The organism is Dictyobacter sp. Z7_2 (assembly GCF_057551105.1).
In genome coordinates, this window is record NZ_BAAJPE010000002.1 from 3,514,804 (window position 1) to 3,533,585 (window position 18,782).

The 18,782-nt window shown below is 51.5% G+C and carries 14 protein-coding genes; 4 read left to right on the top strand and 10 right to left on the bottom strand.

Annotated features, from left to right (window positions below):
• Positions 1-64 precede the first annotated feature (64 nt).
• The 3 genes from radA to AC27N8_RS28295 all read right to left on the bottom strand — a co-directional run bounded on the left by radA (position 65) and on the right by AC27N8_RS28295 (position 6,082).
• On the bottom strand, positions 65-1,477 hold the full coding sequence (gene radA, locus AC27N8_RS28285) for a DNA repair protein RadA (RefSeq protein WP_487071742.1): 1,413 nt from the start codon (positions 1,475-1,477) through the stop codon (positions 65-67).
• Positions 1,478-1,535: 58 nt separating this feature from the next.
• A complete protein-coding gene (locus AC27N8_RS28290; protein WP_487071744.1) occupies positions 1,536-4,070 on the bottom strand; it encodes an ATP-dependent Clp protease ATP-binding subunit in 2,535 nt (844 codons plus the stop codon).
• Between the two features lie 500 nt (positions 4,071-4,570).
• On the bottom strand, positions 4,571-6,082 hold the full coding sequence (locus AC27N8_RS28295; RefSeq protein WP_487071746.1) for a 30S ribosomal protein S1: 1,512 nt from the start codon (positions 6,080-6,082) through the stop codon (positions 4,571-4,573).
• 624 nt (positions 6,083-6,706) lie between these two features.
• On the opposite strand from AC27N8_RS28295, the gene AC27N8_RS28300 reads away from it, so the two are divergent.
• Both AC27N8_RS28300 and AC27N8_RS28305 read left to right on the top strand, forming a co-directional pair.
• Complete coding sequence (locus tag AC27N8_RS28300; protein ID WP_487071748.1) at positions 6,707-7,336, top strand: NUDIX hydrolase; 630 nt, start codon at positions 6,707-6,709, stop codon at positions 7,334-7,336.
• Positions 7,337-7,558: 222 nt separating this feature from the next.
• On the top strand, positions 7,559-7,957 hold the full coding sequence (locus tag AC27N8_RS28305; RefSeq protein ID WP_487071750.1) for a hypothetical protein: 399 nt from the start codon (positions 7,559-7,561) through the stop codon (positions 7,955-7,957).
• Positions 7,958-8,160: 203 nt separating this feature from the next.
• Here AC27N8_RS28305 and AC27N8_RS28310 read toward each other — a convergent pair whose 3' ends face one another.
• A complete protein-coding gene (locus tag AC27N8_RS28310; protein WP_487071752.1) occupies positions 8,161-9,117 on the bottom strand; it encodes a P1 family peptidase in 957 nt (318 codons plus the stop codon).
• Between the two features lie 214 nt (positions 9,118-9,331).
• Between AC27N8_RS28310 and AC27N8_RS28315 the strand changes: the two genes are divergently transcribed.
• Together AC27N8_RS28315 and AC27N8_RS28320 are read left to right on the top strand one after the other, a co-directional pair.
• Positions 9,332-9,886 (top strand): RNA polymerase sigma factor, encoded by a 555-nt coding sequence (locus AC27N8_RS28315; RefSeq protein ID WP_487071754.1) that lies wholly within the window; start codon positions 9,332-9,334, stop codon positions 9,884-9,886.
• Positions 9,886-10,737, top strand: a complete 852-nt coding sequence (locus AC27N8_RS28320; RefSeq protein WP_487071756.1) for a hypothetical protein — start codon at positions 9,886-9,888, stop codon at positions 10,735-10,737. Before AC27N8_RS28315 ends, AC27N8_RS28320 begins: the two co-directional genes overlap by 1 nt.
• 66 nt (positions 10,738-10,803) lie before the next feature.
• On the opposite strand, the gene rpe is transcribed toward AC27N8_RS28320, so the two are convergent.
• From rpe to tkt, 6 genes are all read right to left on the bottom strand, one after another.
• Positions 10,804-11,463, bottom strand: a complete 660-nt coding sequence (gene rpe, locus AC27N8_RS28325) for a ribulose-phosphate 3-epimerase (protein WP_487071758.1) — start codon at positions 11,461-11,463, stop codon at positions 10,804-10,806.
• A 13-nt stretch (positions 11,464-11,476) separates the two neighbouring features.
• Positions 11,477-12,214, bottom strand: coding sequence for a 6-phosphogluconolactonase (pgl, locus tag AC27N8_RS28330; protein WP_487071760.1), 738 nt, complete (start codon positions 12,212-12,214; stop codon positions 11,477-11,479).
• Between the two features lie 21 nt (positions 12,215-12,235).
• Positions 12,236-13,495 carry a glucose-6-phosphate dehydrogenase assembly protein OpcA gene (locus AC27N8_RS28335; RefSeq protein WP_487071762.1) on the bottom strand — a complete coding sequence of 420 codons (1,260 nt, stop codon included), beginning with the start codon at positions 13,493-13,495 and terminating at the stop codon, positions 12,236-12,238.
• Between the two features lie 102 nt (positions 13,496-13,597).
• Entirely contained in the window at positions 13,598-15,148 is a 1,551-nt protein-coding gene (gene zwf / locus AC27N8_RS28340) for a glucose-6-phosphate dehydrogenase (RefSeq protein ID WP_487071764.1), read from the bottom strand.
• Positions 15,149-15,469: 321 nt separating this feature from the next.
• Complete coding sequence (tal, locus tag AC27N8_RS28345) at positions 15,470-16,615, bottom strand: transaldolase (RefSeq protein ID WP_487071766.1); 1,146 nt, start codon at positions 16,613-16,615, stop codon at positions 15,470-15,472.
• Between the two features lie 108 nt (positions 16,616-16,723).
• Positions 16,724-18,748: a transketolase gene (gene tkt, locus AC27N8_RS28350; RefSeq protein ID WP_487071768.1), complete on the bottom strand. Its 2,025-nt coding sequence runs from the start codon at positions 18,746-18,748 to the stop codon at positions 16,724-16,726.
• Positions 18,749-18,782 lie beyond the last annotated feature (34 nt).

Genomic DNA, 18,782 nt, shown 5'->3' on the forward strand with positions numbered 1-18,782 from the left:
TGTACAGGGACGGATACAAGTTAAGGATACGATTTGGAAAGAGTTCAACTTCTTTCCTCTACTGTTAATGTAATGCTATCTCAAGTGCCACCGCTAGCGTACTGGCCGTGATCACTTTGAAGTCCGCAGGAAGCCCCGCTGCCTCCAGCTCACTTTTGATGCGCGTACCCTGTCCGGCATTGGGGATCAGGCAGCGCTTAAAGCCTAGCTTGGCAGCTTCCCTGACGCGTAATGTGAGACGACTGACTGCACGGAGCTCTCCTGAGAGTCCTACTTCGCCGATCAGGACCATATCTGCTGGTATGATGCGCTCCCGATAGCTGGATGCTATCGCTGCTGCCACACCAAGATCGATAGAAGGCTCTTCAATGGTAAAACCTCCGACAACATTAGCATACACATCATGGCCTCCAACTGCAAGCCCAACCCGCTTTGTCAGGACCGCCATCAGCATTACCAGGCGATTATGATCTATGCCATTGGTGGTGCTGCGTGGATTTCCGAAGTTGCTGGGTGTGACCAGCGCCTGGACCTCAATCAGAAGTGGGCGTGTGCCCTCCATGCTGACAGTGACCACCGATCCGCTTGCATTGACGGCGCGATCGGAGAGGAATACCGCTGATGGATTAGAGACTTCAATCAAACCTTCGCCCTGCATCTCAAAGACGCCGATCTCGTGCGTTGCGCCAAAGCGATTTTTGACGCCTCGTAGCAGGCGATAGGAGTGATAGCGTTCGCCTTCGAGATAGATCACTGCGTCGACGATATGTTCCAGGACTTTGGGGCCAGCGACTGTGCCTTCTTTGGTGACGTGTCCAATGATAAAGATAGGTATCTGAGAAGTTTTGGCTAGCTGCATTAGCTGGACCGTGCATTCGCGGACCTGACTGATACTCCCGGGGGCGGAAGTGAGATGTCCAGCCATGACGGTCTGAATCGAATCGACGATCACGAGCGCTGGCTTGAGACGATTGACCGTCTCGACGATCATGTCCAGATCTACTGCAGCCAGTAGATACAGCTGTTCGCCGACGATATCCAGGCGTTCGGCCCGCATTTTAATCTGCTCGATCGATTCTTCGCCTGAAATATAGAGGACGGGACCTACATTCTCTGCGATCATGCCAGAGACCTGTAGGAGAAGCGTTGACTTGCCTATCCCTGGTTCGCCGCCTACCAGTATCAGTGATCCTGGTACGAGGCCACCACCGAGCACACGATCCATTTCTGGATAGCCCACGGGAATTCGTTCTTGGACTAACGGTTTGATTTGAGGGAGAACGATCGGGGTAGTTGATCCATGTGAAGCGCCAGCTCCTCCAAACATCAATTGACGTCGCTGCTGTGCGGGACTGGTCGGGACGTCCACCACTTCTTCCAGGGTGTTCCAGGCTCCGCAATCAGGACATTTTCCTAGCCACTTACTTTGTTCCCCACCACACTGCTGGCAGATATATTTTGTGCGTACTTTTGGCATGAATCCATTTTGCTTGAGAGAAAGGGGACATGATTGCTCACATCCCCTCTTTTAAATCTTAATTGTCGCTACTAACGCTGCTCTCTCCGCCGGCCGAGAGGGCCGCTTCGGGAGCAACTTCGGCCGGGGCTGGCAACTGCTCGATGCGGTTGCGTACCTGCAGGTGCAGATCATCATCGACGACGCTGGCTTCCACCAGATCACCAGGATGATACTTCCCTTGCAGCAAGCCTTCAGCTAATGGATCTTCGACCATGCGCTGGATGGTACGGCGTAATGGTCGCGCACCATATTGAGCATCGAAACCCTTATCGATCAAGAAGTCCTTGGCGTTCTGAGGAACGACCAGCTCGATCTGTTGCTCGGTTAACTGAGTGCGTACGCGGTTCAGTAACAGGTCAACAATCGAGTACATCTCTTCCATACGCAGGGAATGGAAAACGATGATCTCGTCGAGACGGTTCAAGAACTCTGGCTTGAAGGTATTCTTCAACTCACCTAATACTTTATCCTTCATAGCATCGTAGCCAGCTTGATTGGCTTTCTGCTTGTCTTTCGACTGCTTAAAGCCGATCGAGGCCTCTTTGTTCAAGAGGGCGGCACCAACGTTCGATGTCATGATGATGACTGTATTGCGGAAGTCTACCGTGCGTCCTTTAGCATCCGTCAACTTACCATCTTCCAGAATCTGGAGTAGCATATTGAAGACGTCGGGATGAGCCTTTTCGATTTCGTCGAGCAGGATCACGCTATAGGATTTGCGGCGCACCGCCTCGGTCAATTGACCACCTTCCTCGTAACCGACATATCCGGGAGGGGCACCGACAAGCCTTGCGGCCGCATGACGCTCCATAAACTCTGACATATCGATTTTGATCAGGGAATCTTCGCTACCGAACATGAATTCGGCCAGTGCTTTGGCCAGCTCTGTTTTACCAACACCGGTAGGACCCATAAAGATGAAGGAGCCGATCGGGCGCTTCGGATCTTTCAGTCCAGCACGGGCGCGGCGTACAGCGCGAGCAATTTTTTCTATCGCTTCGTTCTGACCGATCACGCGAGAGTGAAGTGCCTCTTCCATCTGGAGCAATCTCTGTGACTCTTCCTGAGCGATTCGCATCACAGGGATACCTGTCCACATGGAAACGATCTGAGCGATCTCTTCTTCACCGACCGTGGGTTTTTCGTTCCCACGCTCTTTGTGCCAACCAGATTCAAGTTTTGCAATACGATCGCGCAGTTTCACTTCGCGGTCGCGGAGCTCGGCTGCCAGTTCATACTCTTGCTGCTGGATCGCTGCCTCTTTCTCGCGCAGGACAGACTCCAGACCCTTCATCGCCTCTTTGAGGTTGAGAGGAGCCAGTGAATTCTGCATACGCACGCGGCTAGCGGCCTCATCGATCAAGTCGATGGCTTTATCCGGCATGAAGCGATCAGTGATATAGCGGCTGGCCATATCGGTCGCGGCCTTGAGAGCCTCGTCTGTAATGATCAGGCGATGGTGCTGCTCGTAGCGTTCGCGGATACCTTTGAGAATCTCAACGGTCTCCTCGACGGTTGGCTCGCGGACAATCACTTCCTGGAAGCGTCTCTGCAAGGCGGCATCACGCTCGATATACTTGCGATATTCATCGAGTGTCGTTGCGCCGATACACTGCAATTCACCACGGGCGAGCGCGGGTTTGAGTATATTGGCGGCATCAACCGCACCTTCAGCGGCGCCTGCTCCCACGAGTGTATGAACTTCATCGATAAAGATGATACAATCGCGGCTGTTACGAATCTCTTCTATAATTTTCTTCAGGCGCTCTTCAAATTCACCACGGTATTTGGTCCCTGCTACCAGAGAACCGACGTCCAGAGTCAACAGGCGCTTGCCTGCCAACGTTTCTGGCACCTCGCCAGAGATCAGGCGCTGTGCCAGACCTTCGACGATAGCTGTCTTACCAACACCGGGCTCACCGATGAGAGCCGGATTATTTTTATTTCTACGGGAAAGAATCTGAATGACGCGCTCAATTTCTTGATGACGTCCGATGACGGGATCGAGGGTTCCGGCGCGAGCGGCGGCGGTGAGGTCAATGCCCATCTGATCAATTGTGGGAGTCTTGGAGTGCTTGGCGTCGCGCTCGTGTGGAGTACCGGACTGACTGAGCACTTGAATAGTTTGCGTACGCACTTTTTCAAGGTTTACGCCCAGGCTTTCAAGCACGCCAGCGGCGATACCTTCACCCTCGCGGACCAATCCCAGCAAAAGATGCTCTGTCCCGATATAATGATGGTTCAGACGACGAGCTTCATCAACTGCTAGCTCGATCACCTTTTTTGCACGCGGGGTCAGACCAATCTCACCGAGAACAATCCGATCGCCACGACCAATAATAAATTCGACGGCGCTGCGAACTTTGTTGAGCTCAACACCGAGGTTGGCAAGTACTTTGGCTGCCACCCCTTCGCCCTCGCGAACAAGGCCGAGTAGGAGGTGTTCTGTACCTATGTAGTTATGTTGGAAGCGCTGGGCTTCCTCCTGTGCCAGGCTCAGAACTTTTCTGGCCCGCTCTGTGAACTTATCAAATCTATCTCTATCGTTCACCTGTTTGTCACCCCCCTATTTACATTGGCAGAGGGTGGAACCGAGCCCTCTGTGTCGCTCAGGTAAATTATGTGTTTCATCATACAACACCCATCATACAGCGTCAAGGATAACAACTGTCGCCTCCCGTCTGTCAATAAATGCGTTACATCCTATTTAGAAGTCTCCGTGTATCTCCTTTGATGTCTTGACAAGCGAGTGGCTGCGCGGATTGGCTCAGCCAGGGTTGTCGTCCCTCCATTATCAATGTTACTGGTAAATATGCAATATTGCTATGCTTTATTCTACAACAAAATGATGCAAATAACCTAACGATATTTACTATTTACTTTGTATAACTTGACGCCGAAGAGAATCTACAGTTACTTTTTTTAACTGCTCATTTCATCATACTACAACTCTTTTTATAACGTCAAGAATTCCTCTTTTGAAAGAGAACCTCCCAGAAATCTCTGGGAGGTTCTCAGTGCTATTGGTTTGTGTCTTCTCGACGTCTGCGCTTACTGCTCGGAAGAAGCATCATCCTCTTCTTTGGTCGTTGCGCGCTGGCGAGCTGCTGCGCGGAAGGCTTCCGCCATCGCTGTCAATTCGCCCTCGTCGTGTGAGCCACCGTTGTCGCCACCGCGCTCATTGCGGTCGCGGCGCTGCTCGTTGCGGTCGCGCTTGGGAGCAGATGTTTCCGGCAGGGACTCCAGTGAGGGAGTTGCTGGAACGGCTGCCTCAGGTGCCACCGCAGTCGCACTTGGCTGCGTCTCGGCATCAGCCTCTTCGACCGAGCCCTCTTCAGGAATCTCGATCTCGGCTGGTACCTCTTTGGGATCGACCTCGTCAGCCTGGCGCAGGCTCAGTCCAAGGCGACGGCGCTCGGCATCGATGCGCAGGATGCGCAACTGTAACTGAGCTCCTTCGTGCAGGATGGACTTCGGATCGGTGCCAGGTGTGAGTTCGGACAGATGGATCAGTCCTTCGATGCCGTCCTCAATGCGGGCGAAAGCACCAAATGGAGCAATTTTTGTAACTGTACCGGTGACAACTTGTCCGGGTGTGTATCGCTGTTCTACGGTCGTCCAGGGATCGACTTCGGCACGTTTGATTGAGAGTGCGATTTTCTTTTTCTCTTTATCGACACTCAGAACCTGAACTTCGACTTCCTGTCCGACATGTAGGACTTCACTTGGATGGTTAACACGGCTCCATGCCAGTTGGCTGATATGGACCAATCCGTCTGCGCCACCCAGGTCAACGAAGGCTCCAAAGTTTGCCAGGTTGCTTACGACACCCTTACGCACTTCGCCCGGTTTTAACTCATCGAGCAACTCTTCACGACGGCGCTGGCGCCATTCCTGGACTGCCAGGCGCTCAGAGAGGATCAGGCGGTTACGAGCCCGATTAATCTCGATGATTTTGAGCTGAAGCTCTTTGTCCTTCATGCTTTGAAGTTTGGCTGCTGTTTCCTGGTTTTCACCACCAGCGGCGACTTCTTCACGCTTGAGGTTCAATATTTGTGAGATCGGCACAAAACCGCGAATTCCTGCAACGTCTACGATCAAGCCACCTTTATTGTAATCAATGACTTTGGCTTTGAGGAGTTCGTTGTTTTTGTACTGCTCTTCTGCGATGCGCCATTGGCGCTCCGTGTTGGCTCTCTTGAGAGAGAGGACAGCATGCCCTTCCGAAGTTTCTGGTTGGATGACATAGACCAGGACTTTGTCGTCAAGGTGTAGTTCGCTAAAAGAGCCATATCCGCCTGATGGCAACTCTTTTGTTGAAAGGACGCCTTCGGATTTGAGACCGATATCAACCAGGATTTCGTCCTGATCAATACGCACGATTACGCCTTCGACTACATCGCCTCTTTTAATGCTGACAGGATTGGTTAATCCTAGCAATGCAGCCATTTCATTCTGGCTATACGCTTCCGACTCTTCCGGGTTGCTGCTGTTTTGTTCTTGTAGGTCATTTCCTTCGATCATCGTCTGTACCCGCCCGCTGTTTTGATTTTCCGCTGGCATTGTCGAAAGGTCGCCGTGCTATTGCGCATGCACAGGTAGTTAACCCCTTCCGATCCACGGTTGGTGCCTCGTCGACGATACTACACTCGTGCCTGCCCTCTTGATTCTGTGCTGTCTCTTTTGTCAGTTATGCCGCACTGACTTTTCCATGGTGCCATTCTCGAAAACAGTAAGAATAACAATACGGATTGTCTTACACGCTGGAACCCTGGGGAGTGTACCATCGGACTTGGGCTTAATCGGAGGAGTTGCTTAGGCGGTCATCGTTTCGGTTTCTGATATCCCAGTTTTTTTCCAAGATATAGTTGTAGAACCTCTTGTTTGCTTTACAGAACGGTGATACGAAACGATACGCGCAGGCAGTACGTCATCATGCATATGACAATGAGCGTCTGAAATGTAAGCATACTCCCACTCGATACTCTTTATTATAACAAATACTCTCACCGATTGCAAGGCAAAATCCGCCCTTTTGACAATTTACCCCGATATTTTTCCTGTTTCAAATTGTATCATATTGATGCAAGCTCTACATGAGTATACTTCTATCCTCTCGGCTCGAAGATTCTTTCACAAGCTCTACCCGAGTATGTTACAATACGCAGTATGGATGTGTTGAACTTAGTGAATACTAAAGATGTGCTACAGCTCTTGCGTCAACGCCTCTATCCTGCCGTGATGGCCGCCTCTCTGATCGATGCGATTGAGGGCGAACAAGAAGAAGCGCGCAAGTCTGCTGTCCTTCTTCCTTTTTTCGTGCAGGATGGCGTACTGCATTTGACTTTGATTCGACGTGCCTCGAGCTTGCGTGCGCATGGCGGTGAGATCGCTTTTCCTGGTGGTAAGGTTGAGCCTTCTGATTCGTCTTTGCTTATGACTGCGGTGCGCGAAACTCATGAGGAGATTGGTCTTGATCCCGCACGGATTGAGATCCTGGGCGTGCTCCCACCTGTCTTTACGGTGGTGACCAACTATTTGATTACGCCCGTAGTGGCATTTTTGCCACAAGGTCCAGGCACGTTGAAGCTTCAGGAAAGTGAAGTCGCTGAGCTGGTGATAGTTGCTCTGCCTCGTCTGGCTGATCCAGCTATCGAGCATACCGAACAGTGGACACGCAATGGTCGAACGCGTACGATCCACTTTTATGACTATGATACGTATCGTATCTGGGGAGCGACTGGTCGCATCCTGGCCATGCTCCTTGAGCTTCTCAAGCAGGACGAAGTTGTCCCACATAGTGCGTCCACATCGTAAGTGAAGCGCGAACGATGTTGTTATTCGACTACTGTTTTGAAATCAAGTCATAATTGGATAGTAATGGGGTAGAAAATCCCCCAATAGTCATAGATATCTTGCGGAAATTGGCTCGATGACTACAATTAAGAGTAGTCGGACAAGAATGCTGTATGTAGTGTGTACGTTGTAAGCTGTCCATTGTTGATGCGGTTAGCCTGTAAGCGCCTGTGGAGAAAAGCTGTGACGTTACCTGTGCGCGATACGCAATCACGGAGAACTTTGTCTCACCGACCACGAATAATCTCACCCGATCACTCGATGCCCGAAACGAACCCGGTATCTCCCCCTTTTGCGCCCTCAAACCCTCCCCCCGTGGTGGCCCAGACAGACTCCAATCCTGCGCAACACGAGCACGCCTTAGACTTCGCAACTCATTCCTGGGATCTTGCAACCGGTGGTTTAAAGACCCTGACTGCTAAACAAGAGCTTCCTCTACGATCGGAACGACGTCCTAGCGGCTTTGTTCCAGACATCCTGGCAACCTCCAGGAGCTATATGTTTGTACTGGTCATTGTAGGAAGTATGCTGCTGATGCTTGTCGGTATAAGCATCGTGTTATTTGTAATGCTGCAACCTTGACAGACAGGATTGGAGTTCGCTATTCGTCGCAAAAAAGGATTTTATTAATTTCTATCGCTAACAGATAGCTGCCTATAAAAAGCAATCGTCAATGCCGCGCTTGCGCGGCTAGCGAAGTTGCTTATGTGTCCACGACAAGTTAATCAGTTGAACTGAAAGGTGTCGCCTCTTTGGTGACTTCGCTCAGACGATTGAAAGGTATACTATGTCGTGGGACTGGCCGCTGGTATACCATGCAGAGCACGCGCTGCGCGGATCGCTTTTACAATTGCACGCGCCAGCGTTGTGGCCGCCGCTGCTCCTAACAAGCTTACTTGTTGTGCAGCGATTGCCCGGTCATGCGGTATGCTAGATGTCGTGTTGCCTGAAGCCAGCGCGAAAACGGTATCGCCGTCAAACATCGTATGTGCAGGTCGAATGACGTGTGCCATGCCGTCGTGCGCCATCTGAGCAACCTTATTCGTCTCAGCCTTGGTCAGGGCCGCATTTGTGGCAATGACCGCAATCGTCGTGTTGCCAAATGGATTTCCTGGTACAGCGCTCTGCTCGCTCGTCTGGCGGGATGCTGCTATAGCTTGCTGTGTCTGAACATCGATTACATCACCCAGTGCATTCACGATCGCAAGCGCCCCCACGATCAGCCCACCTGGAAGCTCTGTGCTGGCCGAGCCGAGACCTCCCTTCATCGCGCCCGCTGGTCCGCGTAACTTTCCCACTGTCGCGCCTGTGCCGCCGCCGATATTGCCCTGCTCGACTGGTCCACTACCGGCCTGCTCGCAAGCTGCATAGCCATCTCTCGCCTCTGGACGTACCGTTGCGGACCCGAAAGCCAGATCAAATATCGCTGCTCCTGGAACGATGGGGATGCGAGCCACACCGCTGTCATAGCCGATGCCGCGCTCGTCGAGATAGCGCACCACGCCACTGGCCGCGTCCAGCCCAAAGGCGCTACCGCCAGTGAGCAGGACTGCATGCACCTCCTCGACCATGCAGAGCGGATTGAGAAGATCGGTCTCACGCGTTGCAGGAGCGCCACCACGTACATCGACACCGCCGATTGCAGGCGTATCGCATAAAATCACCGTACAGCCAGTACCGGCTTCTAGATTCGTGCTATGACCCACACGAATACCGGGGACATCTGTGATATCATCAAACATTTGTCTACCTCTATGAATGTATCTTTCTTATAGGGATTAACATCGAGATCAGCCTATCCAAAACTCTCTTTGGTGTCAAGCTTCTGCCATCCGATGCTGGCTGTGATGATTGATGACACATAGCTTATTTTCGTCTGAAAAACAAAATGGCGTCACACTTGGATGCTCAATTCCGATAGATACAGTGAGATCTCAAGAAACTATAAAGGAATGTATGATGCATCAACCAGACGATTATTCTACACATGAAGAAATCGATATGGATACCCTTTACAAGCAGCACTCGCAAACCGTTCTGCGTTATCTCAATGCTCGTTTGGCTGTCCGAGAAGATGCCGAGGATCTCCTGGTTGAGGTGTTTATGGCCTCATTGGAGAATCCAGCCGTGCAAACAATGAGCGCTACAGAACAGCTGACATGGTTATTGCGTGTGGCTCGCAATAAATTAGTTGATCACTATCGGCGTAGTCGCCAGCAGGCAGGTCAATCCTCAATCGACATAGTGATTGAAACTCTGCTGGCGGACCATGTTGATCAGTTACCAGAACAATTCACTTTGCGCAATGAAGACCATGCTCAATTGAGGGCTTATATTGGCACATTAAATGCTCTTCAGCAGGAGGTCCTACAACTGCGTTTTGCCTATGGCATGCATTCTGTGGAGATTGGCGCGAAATTACATAAAAAGGCGCCAGCGATTCGGGCGATATTATCTCGTACCCTTAATAAATTACGTGTACGCTACGGCCAACAGGAGGAACTGTATTGATGGAAAAGCATGATGACCAATTTTATCCTCACAGCGTAGACGAAGTTATTGATCAGCTCCTACAGACTCAGGAGCAAGCCAAGAGCAATCTACCAGAGCAAGCTCACTTTGTCCAGACGCTGAGTGATCTCTATCTGGAGGAGTCTCAGGTGCTGGATCGTGCCTGGAAGCGCCTTTCTCATCAGGTATCATTACAAGAAAAAACAACATTACACACAAAACCAATCTCAATTCAGCAATATCGAACCCCAGAAAGGAATAATCACATGAAGGATCAAACCATTTCTAGTCGTCAGCACGTCATTGCCTGGAAGCGCCTATCCATGATTGCCTCAGGATTGGTTGCTGCGCTCCTGATCGCGAGCGTATTGATTGTCTTTTTCATGTATCAGCAGAGTCAGACAGCGACTATCCGTCACACCAGCCAGCCTGCGGCCACTCACCAACCGAGCCAGACGAATGATCCAGCTCCAGGGACGAAGGTGGCAGGTCCGGCAGCAAGTTCTATCATTTCAATACAGCTGACGGAACTGACTACGAAGATTGATCCAACAACGAAAAAAACCATTTTCGGTAGCAATGATTCCTATGTTTTTCAGGCCGGACACACCTTCAATGTACTCCTTCATTCGAAAGCCTATCACGACGTGGTTGGGAATAATACTTTCAAATGGTATCAGAATGGCACATTATATATGGAGAGAACACCTTCGACCACTAGCAGCGCGCAGGGGAGGGAGGGCGAGTTTCGAGAAACTCTACAAATGGTATATGAACAGCCAGGATCAGATAAGGTCGAGATTTATTCTGGGAATGAACTTGCCTTGACTGTCTACTTTATCGTGAAGTAGTCCTTATGACAAAAAGGAGCGCAGGTAATTCACCTGCGCTCTATTCGTTGTAGAAATTTCCTATAGTTAGTTTGGGATTGTGTTGCGTAGCTTTGCTAGAGCCTCTTCGACACTCTCCTTGTTATTATAAACAGCTGACCCTGCGACTAGCAGATTGGCACCTGCCTCTACGGCTAACGGGATGGTCTGTGCGTTGATGCCGCCGTCGACTTCGATATCGCACGTCAGATTGCGCTGATGCAGCATCTGATGCAGTGTACGTATCTTTGGCAGGGTTTCGGGAATAAACTCCTGGCCGCCGAAGCCGGGATTGATGGTCATGACCAGGATGAGGTCGCAAAAGGTTAGCATATCCTGGAGCATGAAGACCGGTGTCGAGGGATTGATGGCGACGCCAGCTTTTTTCCCGAGGTCGTGGATCTGTTTCAGGTTTTTGTGCAGGTGCGGGCTGACTTCTTGATGCACAATGATGACGTCCGCACCGGCTTTAGCAAATGTTTCGATATAATCTTGCGGATTGCTGATCATCAGATGGGCTTCGATGATGCCATCGAAGCAGCTCCGCACCGCTTCGAGTACCATTGGTCCCATGGTGATGTTGGGAACAAAGTGACCATCCATTACATCGACCTGGATGCGTTGGGCTCCGGCCGCCTTGGCTGCGCGAACCTGTTCGCCCAGACGGGTAAAATCGGCAGATAGAATTGATGGTACAATCTCAGCCATAGAATCAGCGCTCCTACTTATATTTAGTCAATAAAGATGCGGCAGCCGTATCGAGCATCCATGTTACCTCGCCGTGCGTGGGGCGGATAATCTGGGCTGGAAACTCATCCGGTTGATAAGGCTTCTCCAGCACTGCCTGGACGGCTTCGCTTTTGTCTGGTCCGGTGACCAGGAAGAGGATGTGAATAGCCGCGTTGAGTAGTGGTGGCGTAAATGTCAGGCGTGCCGGCGGTGGCTTCGGGACCGAGACCGGCATGATCAGACGTTCCTGTTCTTTGAGCGATGCTTGATGCGGGAACAGCGAGGCTGTATGACCCTCAGGACCCATGCCAAGTTGGATCAGATCAAATTGCGGGATATCCTCTGTGCCAAAGACTCGGTGCAGCTCCTGAGTGTAGTTCAAGGAAGCAGTATCGAGATCAGGCTGCTCTGCTCGCACACGATGAACCTGACTGGCTGGTATCGGCAATTTTGATAGCATGACTTCCTGTGCTAACAAGTAATTACTCTCAGCATTATCTGGTGGCACACAACGCTCGTCACTCCAGAAGATCTCTGTCAAGGCCCAATCGATCTGGCCGCGATAGGGCTCATCGGCCAGCATAGCATACAACTTGCGTGGCGTGGAACCACCTGATAGGGCAAGCGTAAAGCGTCCATGAGCCGCAATCGACTCCTGGGCAACGCGCACGATATACTCGGCGGCGGCAACGCTCAATTGTCCTCCATCTGGAAAAATAGAAACGTCCATACAACACTCCTCAATGACAGATTAATTTGATCCCAGCAGGGCAAACACCTCATGCAATGTTTCTTCGTAGAGGTGATCTCGTCCCGTGATCTCTAGTTCGCTATGTAGTAAATTACTCTCTTTATGTGTCGCCGCTACGTTCACCGTCCGTGGTGGATGTGTGCTATCGGGCAAGATAGCCACCGTCTGGACGTGATCTCCATCGTCGCACCGCTCAATCGTAAAGGTGGCGTGCTTCCCATGAGAGCTACCTGTCAGCCTGACAAGGTAGATGGTTCCAGGCGAGGCGTCGCTGATCTCGCGTGGCAGAATCGAGATACTGATCCCATGCAGCGGCGTGCTGATATGATTCCCGTTGGCTATCTCTGGCCTGGGTTGTGTGACGACTCTGGTCATATCACGGGCACGCATATGCCAGCCGTAGCGGCCAGATTGGGTGTCGCGTTGATTGTCGGCGGGGTCGTCAGAGAGTTGCCAGCCCAGGCGCGTTTTGAGCCACGCGGCCAACAGAAGTGCACTGATGGGATTAGGTGGTGCGGCAGGCGTTTGTGTCGCTGGAGCGACTGCATGTTCGATTGTAATTGAATCGGCCCCCATCAAGTATGGCCGGTAGTCAGCGACATCGAAGAACTGAGCAATGAGTTCGCGCCATGCTGTCAGACGTCCCCAGGTAAGGTCGCTCAGAGCGCTCTCTGTGGTATTATCCTGTAAGATCGCGGAGACCGCACGGACCTGCTCTTCGGGCTGTGAAAAATGGCCTGAGTCAATCAATACGCGCGTACTGATCCTGATCAGGCGTTGGAAGATTTCCTGATTTTCAGGCAGGTCGTTCAGCCACCAGAGATACACTGGCAAGTCTGGTTTCAGCAGTGTCTGAACTATCGAGTCCACATATTGGACGGCTTTGCCATGGACGGTGACGGAGACCTGTTCGAAGTGATGGCGCATGACGTCGGAAACGATGGGGAAGGAGCGCAATGTAATCCAGGTAGAGACTCCATCGGGACTATCATTGCGCGGGTCAAGAATTAAAAGGGTGACTCTAGCGATATGTGTACTGGACAAATCACGTAAGAGCATACTGGCCTTGTAAGCTGATTTTTCATCCTGAGCACAGATGACAAAGTTCAGCACGCTCGCTCGCACATTCATATTCTGACTGATACGCATATTATCAGCTGCTAAATGCCAGAGGGTCGTCAATTCTTCTTCGACTTTCTCCTGGCTTACCTGTTTCCCTGCCCAGGGCAGACGTGGTTTTGTGATTGCAGAGTTATCCATTGCCATTCTTACACCCTTCTTCATCGTTAGAACATCGATGTTCCCTAAGACGACACTGTGATCTTGAGTTTGTTACTTGCTCTTTCTGCCTATGATGGTGGATTAGGGGCGTCGCCAGCGACGGCCATCTCGCCAGATAAACTCATCTGCTGCCTGCGGTCCCCATGATCCTGATTCATAGGTGTGAATAGTATCGCGTGAGGCACTATTCCAGCCATCAAGGATACCTTGAACGAACGTCCAGGCGGCCTCTACTTCGTCACGTCTTGTGAAAAGAGTGGAGTCACCGTGCATTGCATCGAGCAAAAGACGTTCGTACGCTTCAGGTTGTTCGCGTACAAAGGACGATCCATAAAAGAAATCCATATTCACCGAGCGAATCTGCATGTCGGTGCCTGGAACCTTCGCGCCAAACTTGAGCGAAATACCCTCATCAGGCTGAATACGTAGCGTCAGGACGTTTGGTTCCACTTGCCCTTGCGTATCGCTGTCTTTAAACAGCATCAGCGGGGGCTGCTTGAACTGGATGGCTACCTCACTGACGCGCTTGGGTAAATGCTTCCCCGTGCGTAAGTAGAAGGGGACACCGGCCCAACGCCAGTTATCAATGAACGTTTTGAGTGCTACATAGGTTTCAGTCGTGGATGTTGGTGCGACGCCATTTTCTTGCAGGTAGCCGGGAACTTGATGTCCTCCGACCCAGCCGGGACCATATTGAGCTCGGATGGTGTTTTCAAGCACATCGTGACCGGTCATGGGTTGCAGGGCGTGCAAGACTTTGACTTTCTCGTCACGAACCGAGTTCGCGTCGAGTGCAATCGGCGGTTCCATCGCAACCAGTGTTAATAATTGTAGCATATGATTTTGGATCATATCGCGAATCGCGCCCGATTCCTCGTAATAACCGGCTCGCCCTTCCAGTCCCAGATTCTCTGCCACGGTGATCTGTACATGATCCACGTAGCGCCTGTTCCAGACTGGCTCAAAGATCCCGTTCGCCAGGCGGAAGACGTTAATGTTCTGCACCGTCTCTTTGCCCAGGTAGTGGTCGATACGATAAATTTGATCCTCTTTGAAGACTCTTCCGACTTGTTTGTTCAGCTCATGAGCCGTATTCAGGTCGTGTCCAAAGGGCTTCTCGATAATGATACGTGTCCAGCCCTTGCGGTTCCTGTTCAAGCCTGCCGCCCCGAGGTTCTGGATGATTTCCGGATACTGGCTTGGTGGAGTTGAGAGGTAAAAGATGCGGTTGCCGCTTGTGCCACGTTCCTGGTCGAGCTTGTTTAAGAGCGTGTTGAGCTTGGTGTACCCTTCAGGATCGTTGAAGTTGGATTGCAGATAATGGAGTCCAGCGACAAAGCTGTCCCATACCTGCTGGTTGACTGGCTTTTGGCGCGAGTATTGATTGATGGACTCAAGGGCCTGCTGGCGGAAGATATCGTCGTCATACGGCCGTCGTGCAAATGCAACGACTGAGAAGCCTGCTGGCAGTGGATGCTCCAATGCTAAATTGTATAGGGCAGGCAATAATTTACGGTGTGTCAGGTCGCCAGTGGCACCGAAGATGACCATGACACATGGCTCAAGGCTCTCTTTAATGCGTAACCCCTCGCGAAAGGGATTAGACGCCTCGACGACATTACGCTGAGGCATGTAGTAATCTCCTAATAATGTGGCTTTAGTTTTTTTACAACGAATGACGTATGCATAACTGTGGGATCACACATATAATTGCTGGAAGCACGAGAAAGGGATAAACCATAGGATTTCCACCTAACATCATGTGATTACTTTTGCTTGCTTGTCAATATATATGATCCAACGGTCCTGGCTAATCTCTGAATTTTCTGTAAAGTGTAAGTGTGCGCGGGCTCGCTTGTGACGGACCCGCGCACACTTACACTCACAGCGTTGCTCGATGCCATGCATCGAGCAACAAGTACTGCTGAGCATTGGGAACGCTCTTTACTCCACTTAGTCGGCTACACCTGAGGTTTTGATAGCATTCTTTTTCTTATCGATGCCCTCAAATAACTGATGGAAGGAGTCTGCGAATTTCTTCACACCTTCATCCAACAATTGTTGTGTGACCTGCGCATAGTGAATACCGCTCTTCTCAAGAGCATCCAGGGCAGCCTGCGAGCCAGGAATGTCATCCTCGATGCTGAAGCGCGCTTTCCCATGATCGCGGAAGTTGTTGATGGTCTCCAAAGGCATGGTATCTACCGTATCGGGGCCGACCAGTTCTTCTGCATAGAGGACGTCGCGATAGGCTGGATTCTTGGTGCTGGTGCTGGCCCAGAGCGGACGCTGTACATGTGCCCCGGCTTGCTTGAGTACCTCGAAGCGAGCATCGCCAAAGATCTTTTTGAAATCCTGATAGACGACGCGTGCATTAGCGATGGCGGCTTTCCCTTCCAGGGACTTCAGTTGAGCCTTTTCGCTCTCATCGTTGCTGGCCTTGATCTTATCCTCAAGCAACTGGTCGACCAGTGTATCGACGCGGCTGATGAAGAAACTGGCGACCGATGCCAACTTCTTGATGTCTTCGCCACGGCCGTGACGAGCCTCAAGGGCGCTGATGTAAGCCTCTGTGACGTCTCGATAAGCCTCGATCGAGAAGATCAGTGTCACGTTGACATTGATCCCGCTGCTGATCACCTCGTGAACTGCTGGAACGCCCGCTGGTGTGGCAGGGATCTTGATCATCAGGTTCGGACGATCGACCATACTCCAGAAGCGTTTGGCCTCTGCAATTGTGCCCTCGGTATCATTGGCCAGTTCGGGAGAAACTTCCAGGCTGACATAGCCATCCTTACCCTCAGTCTTATCATAGACAGGGCGCAGCAGATCAGCGACGGTACGAATGTCCTGGATCACGACTGCGTCGTAGATCTCGTTGGTGCTCTTGCCTTCTTTAATCAATTGAGTGATCTGGTCGTCGTAGGCGTGGCCTGCGCTGATGGATTTCTCAAAGATGGTTGGATTGGCGGTAACACCCAGAATGCCGTCGGTCTCCAGCATGGTTTTGAACTGGCCCGATGCCAGTTGTGAACGGTCAATGTTATCGTACCAGACGCTCTGGCCTTGGTTTTGTAGGTCTACTAAAGGATTCGTCATGTGACTGTGCCCTTTCTTTTTACTGACTGCGTAAATTTTTATGGATCTGGCGGTGCACACGAGCGGCGTCGTCAGGTCTTTTCCGTCGTCACTCAGAACAACAGCTGTTTACTTCTGCAAAAGAGCTTTTGCTCTTGCTACGACATTTTCTACTGAGAAGCCAAATTCCTTGAACAGGATCTGTGCGGGCGCGGAGGCACCGAAGTGATCCAGAGCGATGATGTCACCATCAAAACCCGTATATTTCTCCCATCCCATCGATATGCCTGCTTCAATCGCGATACGGGCACGCACATCTTTTGGCAAGACAGCTTCTTTATATTCTGCACTTTGTGCGTCGAACAATTCCCAACTGGGTACACTTACTACACGGACGGCAACGCCATCCTGACGCAACCGATTTGCTGCATCAAAGGCCAGAGACACCTCGGAGCCGCTCGCCATGAGGATGAGATCCGGTGTGCCTTCGCTATCCACGAGCACATAAGCGCCCTGAGCCAGATTATTGGCCTTTGGATAGACATCACGATCCACCGTGGGCAGATTCTGACGCGTCAAAGCGAGCGCGACTGGACCACCTTGATGCGTGATCGCTACGCGCCATGCCTCAGCTGCCTCGTTTGCATCGGCCGGACGAATAACGGTGACGCCTGGAATTGAGCGCAATGCTGCCAATTGCTCGACTGGCTGATGGGTTGGACCATCTTCGCCTACCCCTATACTATCATGTGTGAACACATAAATGATTCTCTGCTTCATGATGGAGGCCAGACGAATCGGGGGGCGCATGTAGTCCGAGAAGACCAGGAAAGTCGCGCCGAACGTCACCAGTCCGCCATAGAGCGCCATCCCATTCAGTACGCTTCCCATCGCATGTTCGCGGATGCCAAAGTGCATATTGCGACCAGTTTCGGTGGCGCTGAAATCGCCCAGCCCTTTCATGTTGGTATTGTTGGATGGAGCCAGATCGGCTGATCCTCCAATCAGATTGGGCAGGTTGACGGCGATCGCATTGAGTGTTTTACCGGCCGCTACGCGGGTGGCTACTGCTTCACCAGCTGGAAAGACAGGAATATCCTTATCCCAGCCATCCTGCAACTTGCCGCTGAGCTCCGCCTGCCATTGTGCTGCCAGTTCTGGATACTCGGCTGCAAAAGCGTCATAGACCTTCTGCCACTCGCGCTCCTGCTCCTCGCCGCGCTCGATAGCCTGACGGAAGTAGTTCAGGGACTCATCGGGAACGAAGAAAGGCTCCTCAGAAGGCCATCCAAGGTTCTTTTTGGTCAGGATGATCTCTTCAGCTCCCAGAGGTGCTCCATGGGCGTCGTGTGAGCCCTGTTTGTGAGGACTTCCATAGCCAATCTTGGATTTGACGATGATGAGCGATGGTCTATCGGTCTCAGCTTTGGCGGTGTTGATTGCTTGATCGAGGGTGTCGAGGTCATTGATGTCCGCTACATGCTGGACATGCCAGCCATAGCTTTCGAAACGCTGGCCAACATTCTCAGAAAATGCCAGGCTGGTGCTTCCTTCAATGGTGATACTATTGTCATCATAGAAATAAATCAGTTGACCCAATTTGAGATTACCTGCCAGGGAGGCAGCTTCGGAGGAGATCCCTTCCATCATATCGCCGTCGCCAGCGATCGCGTAGATATGGTGATCAATGACTGTGTGTCCGGGGCGATTAAAGCGGCTGGCCTGGAAGCGCTCGGCGATCGCCATACCTACGCCATTACCCACGCCCTGTCCCAGTGGACCGGTGGTGGTTTCGATCCCGACCGTATGTCCGTATTCGGGATGTCCCGGTGTGAGGCTTCCCCATTGGCGAAACTGTTTTAACTCCTCTAGAGGCAGACCGTAACCGGTTAAATAGAGTAAGCTATATTGTAACATCGAGGCGTGGCCTGCCGATAGCACGAAGCGATCGCGGTTGGTCCAGGATGGATTTTTTGGATTGTGGCGCATGTGGCGAGTGTACAGTACATAAGCGAGAGGGGCTAGCGCCATTGGGGTGCCAGGGTGCCCTGAATTTGCTTTTTGTACACCGTCCATGGCTAGTGTGCGAATGGTATTAATGCAGAGATCTTCAAGTGCTTTTTTATCGAGATGTGTCTGCTCTTGCGTTGTCATCTTTCCTCCAAATTCGGTCTTTGATTATTGTACA

Bases quoted from the DNA above. Each gene is read 5' to 3' on its own strand.
- radA (WP_487071742.1), bottom strand. From the start codon at position 1,477: ATGCCAAAAGTACGCACAAAATATATCTGCCAGCAGTGTGGTGGGGAA.
- AC27N8_RS28295 (WP_487071746.1), bottom strand. From the start codon at position 6,082: ATGCCAGCGGAAAATCAAAACAGCGGGCGGGTACAGACGATGATCGAA.
- AC27N8_RS28310 (WP_487071752.1), bottom strand. From the start codon at position 9,117: ATGTTTGATGATATCACAGATGTCCCCGGTATTCGTGTGGGTCATAGC.
- AC27N8_RS28315 (WP_487071754.1), top strand. From the start codon at position 9,332: ATGATGCATCAACCAGACGATTATTCTACACATGAAGAAATCGATATG.
- AC27N8_RS28320 (WP_487071756.1), top strand. From the start codon at position 9,886: ATGGAAAAGCATGATGACCAATTTTATCCTCACAGCGTAGACGAAGTT.
- rpe (WP_487071758.1), bottom strand. From the start codon at position 11,463: ATGGCTGAGATTGTACCATCAATTCTATCTGCCGATTTTACCCGTCTG.
- pgl (WP_487071760.1), bottom strand. From the start codon at position 12,214: ATGGACGTTTCTATTTTTCCAGATGGAGGACAATTGAGCGTTGCCGCC.
- AC27N8_RS28335 (WP_487071762.1), bottom strand. From the start codon at position 13,495: ATGGATAACTCTGCAATCACAAAACCACGTCTGCCCTGGGCAGGGAAA.
- zwf (WP_487071764.1), bottom strand. From the start codon at position 15,148: ATGCCTCAGCGTAATGTCGTCGAGGCGTCTAATCCCTTTCGCGAGGGG.
- tal (WP_487071766.1), bottom strand. From the start codon at position 16,615: ATGACGAATCCTTTAGTAGACCTACAAAACCAAGGCCAGAGCGTCTGG.
- tkt (WP_487071768.1), bottom strand. From the start codon at position 18,748: ATGACAACGCAAGAGCAGACACATCTCGATAAAAAAGCACTTGAAGAT.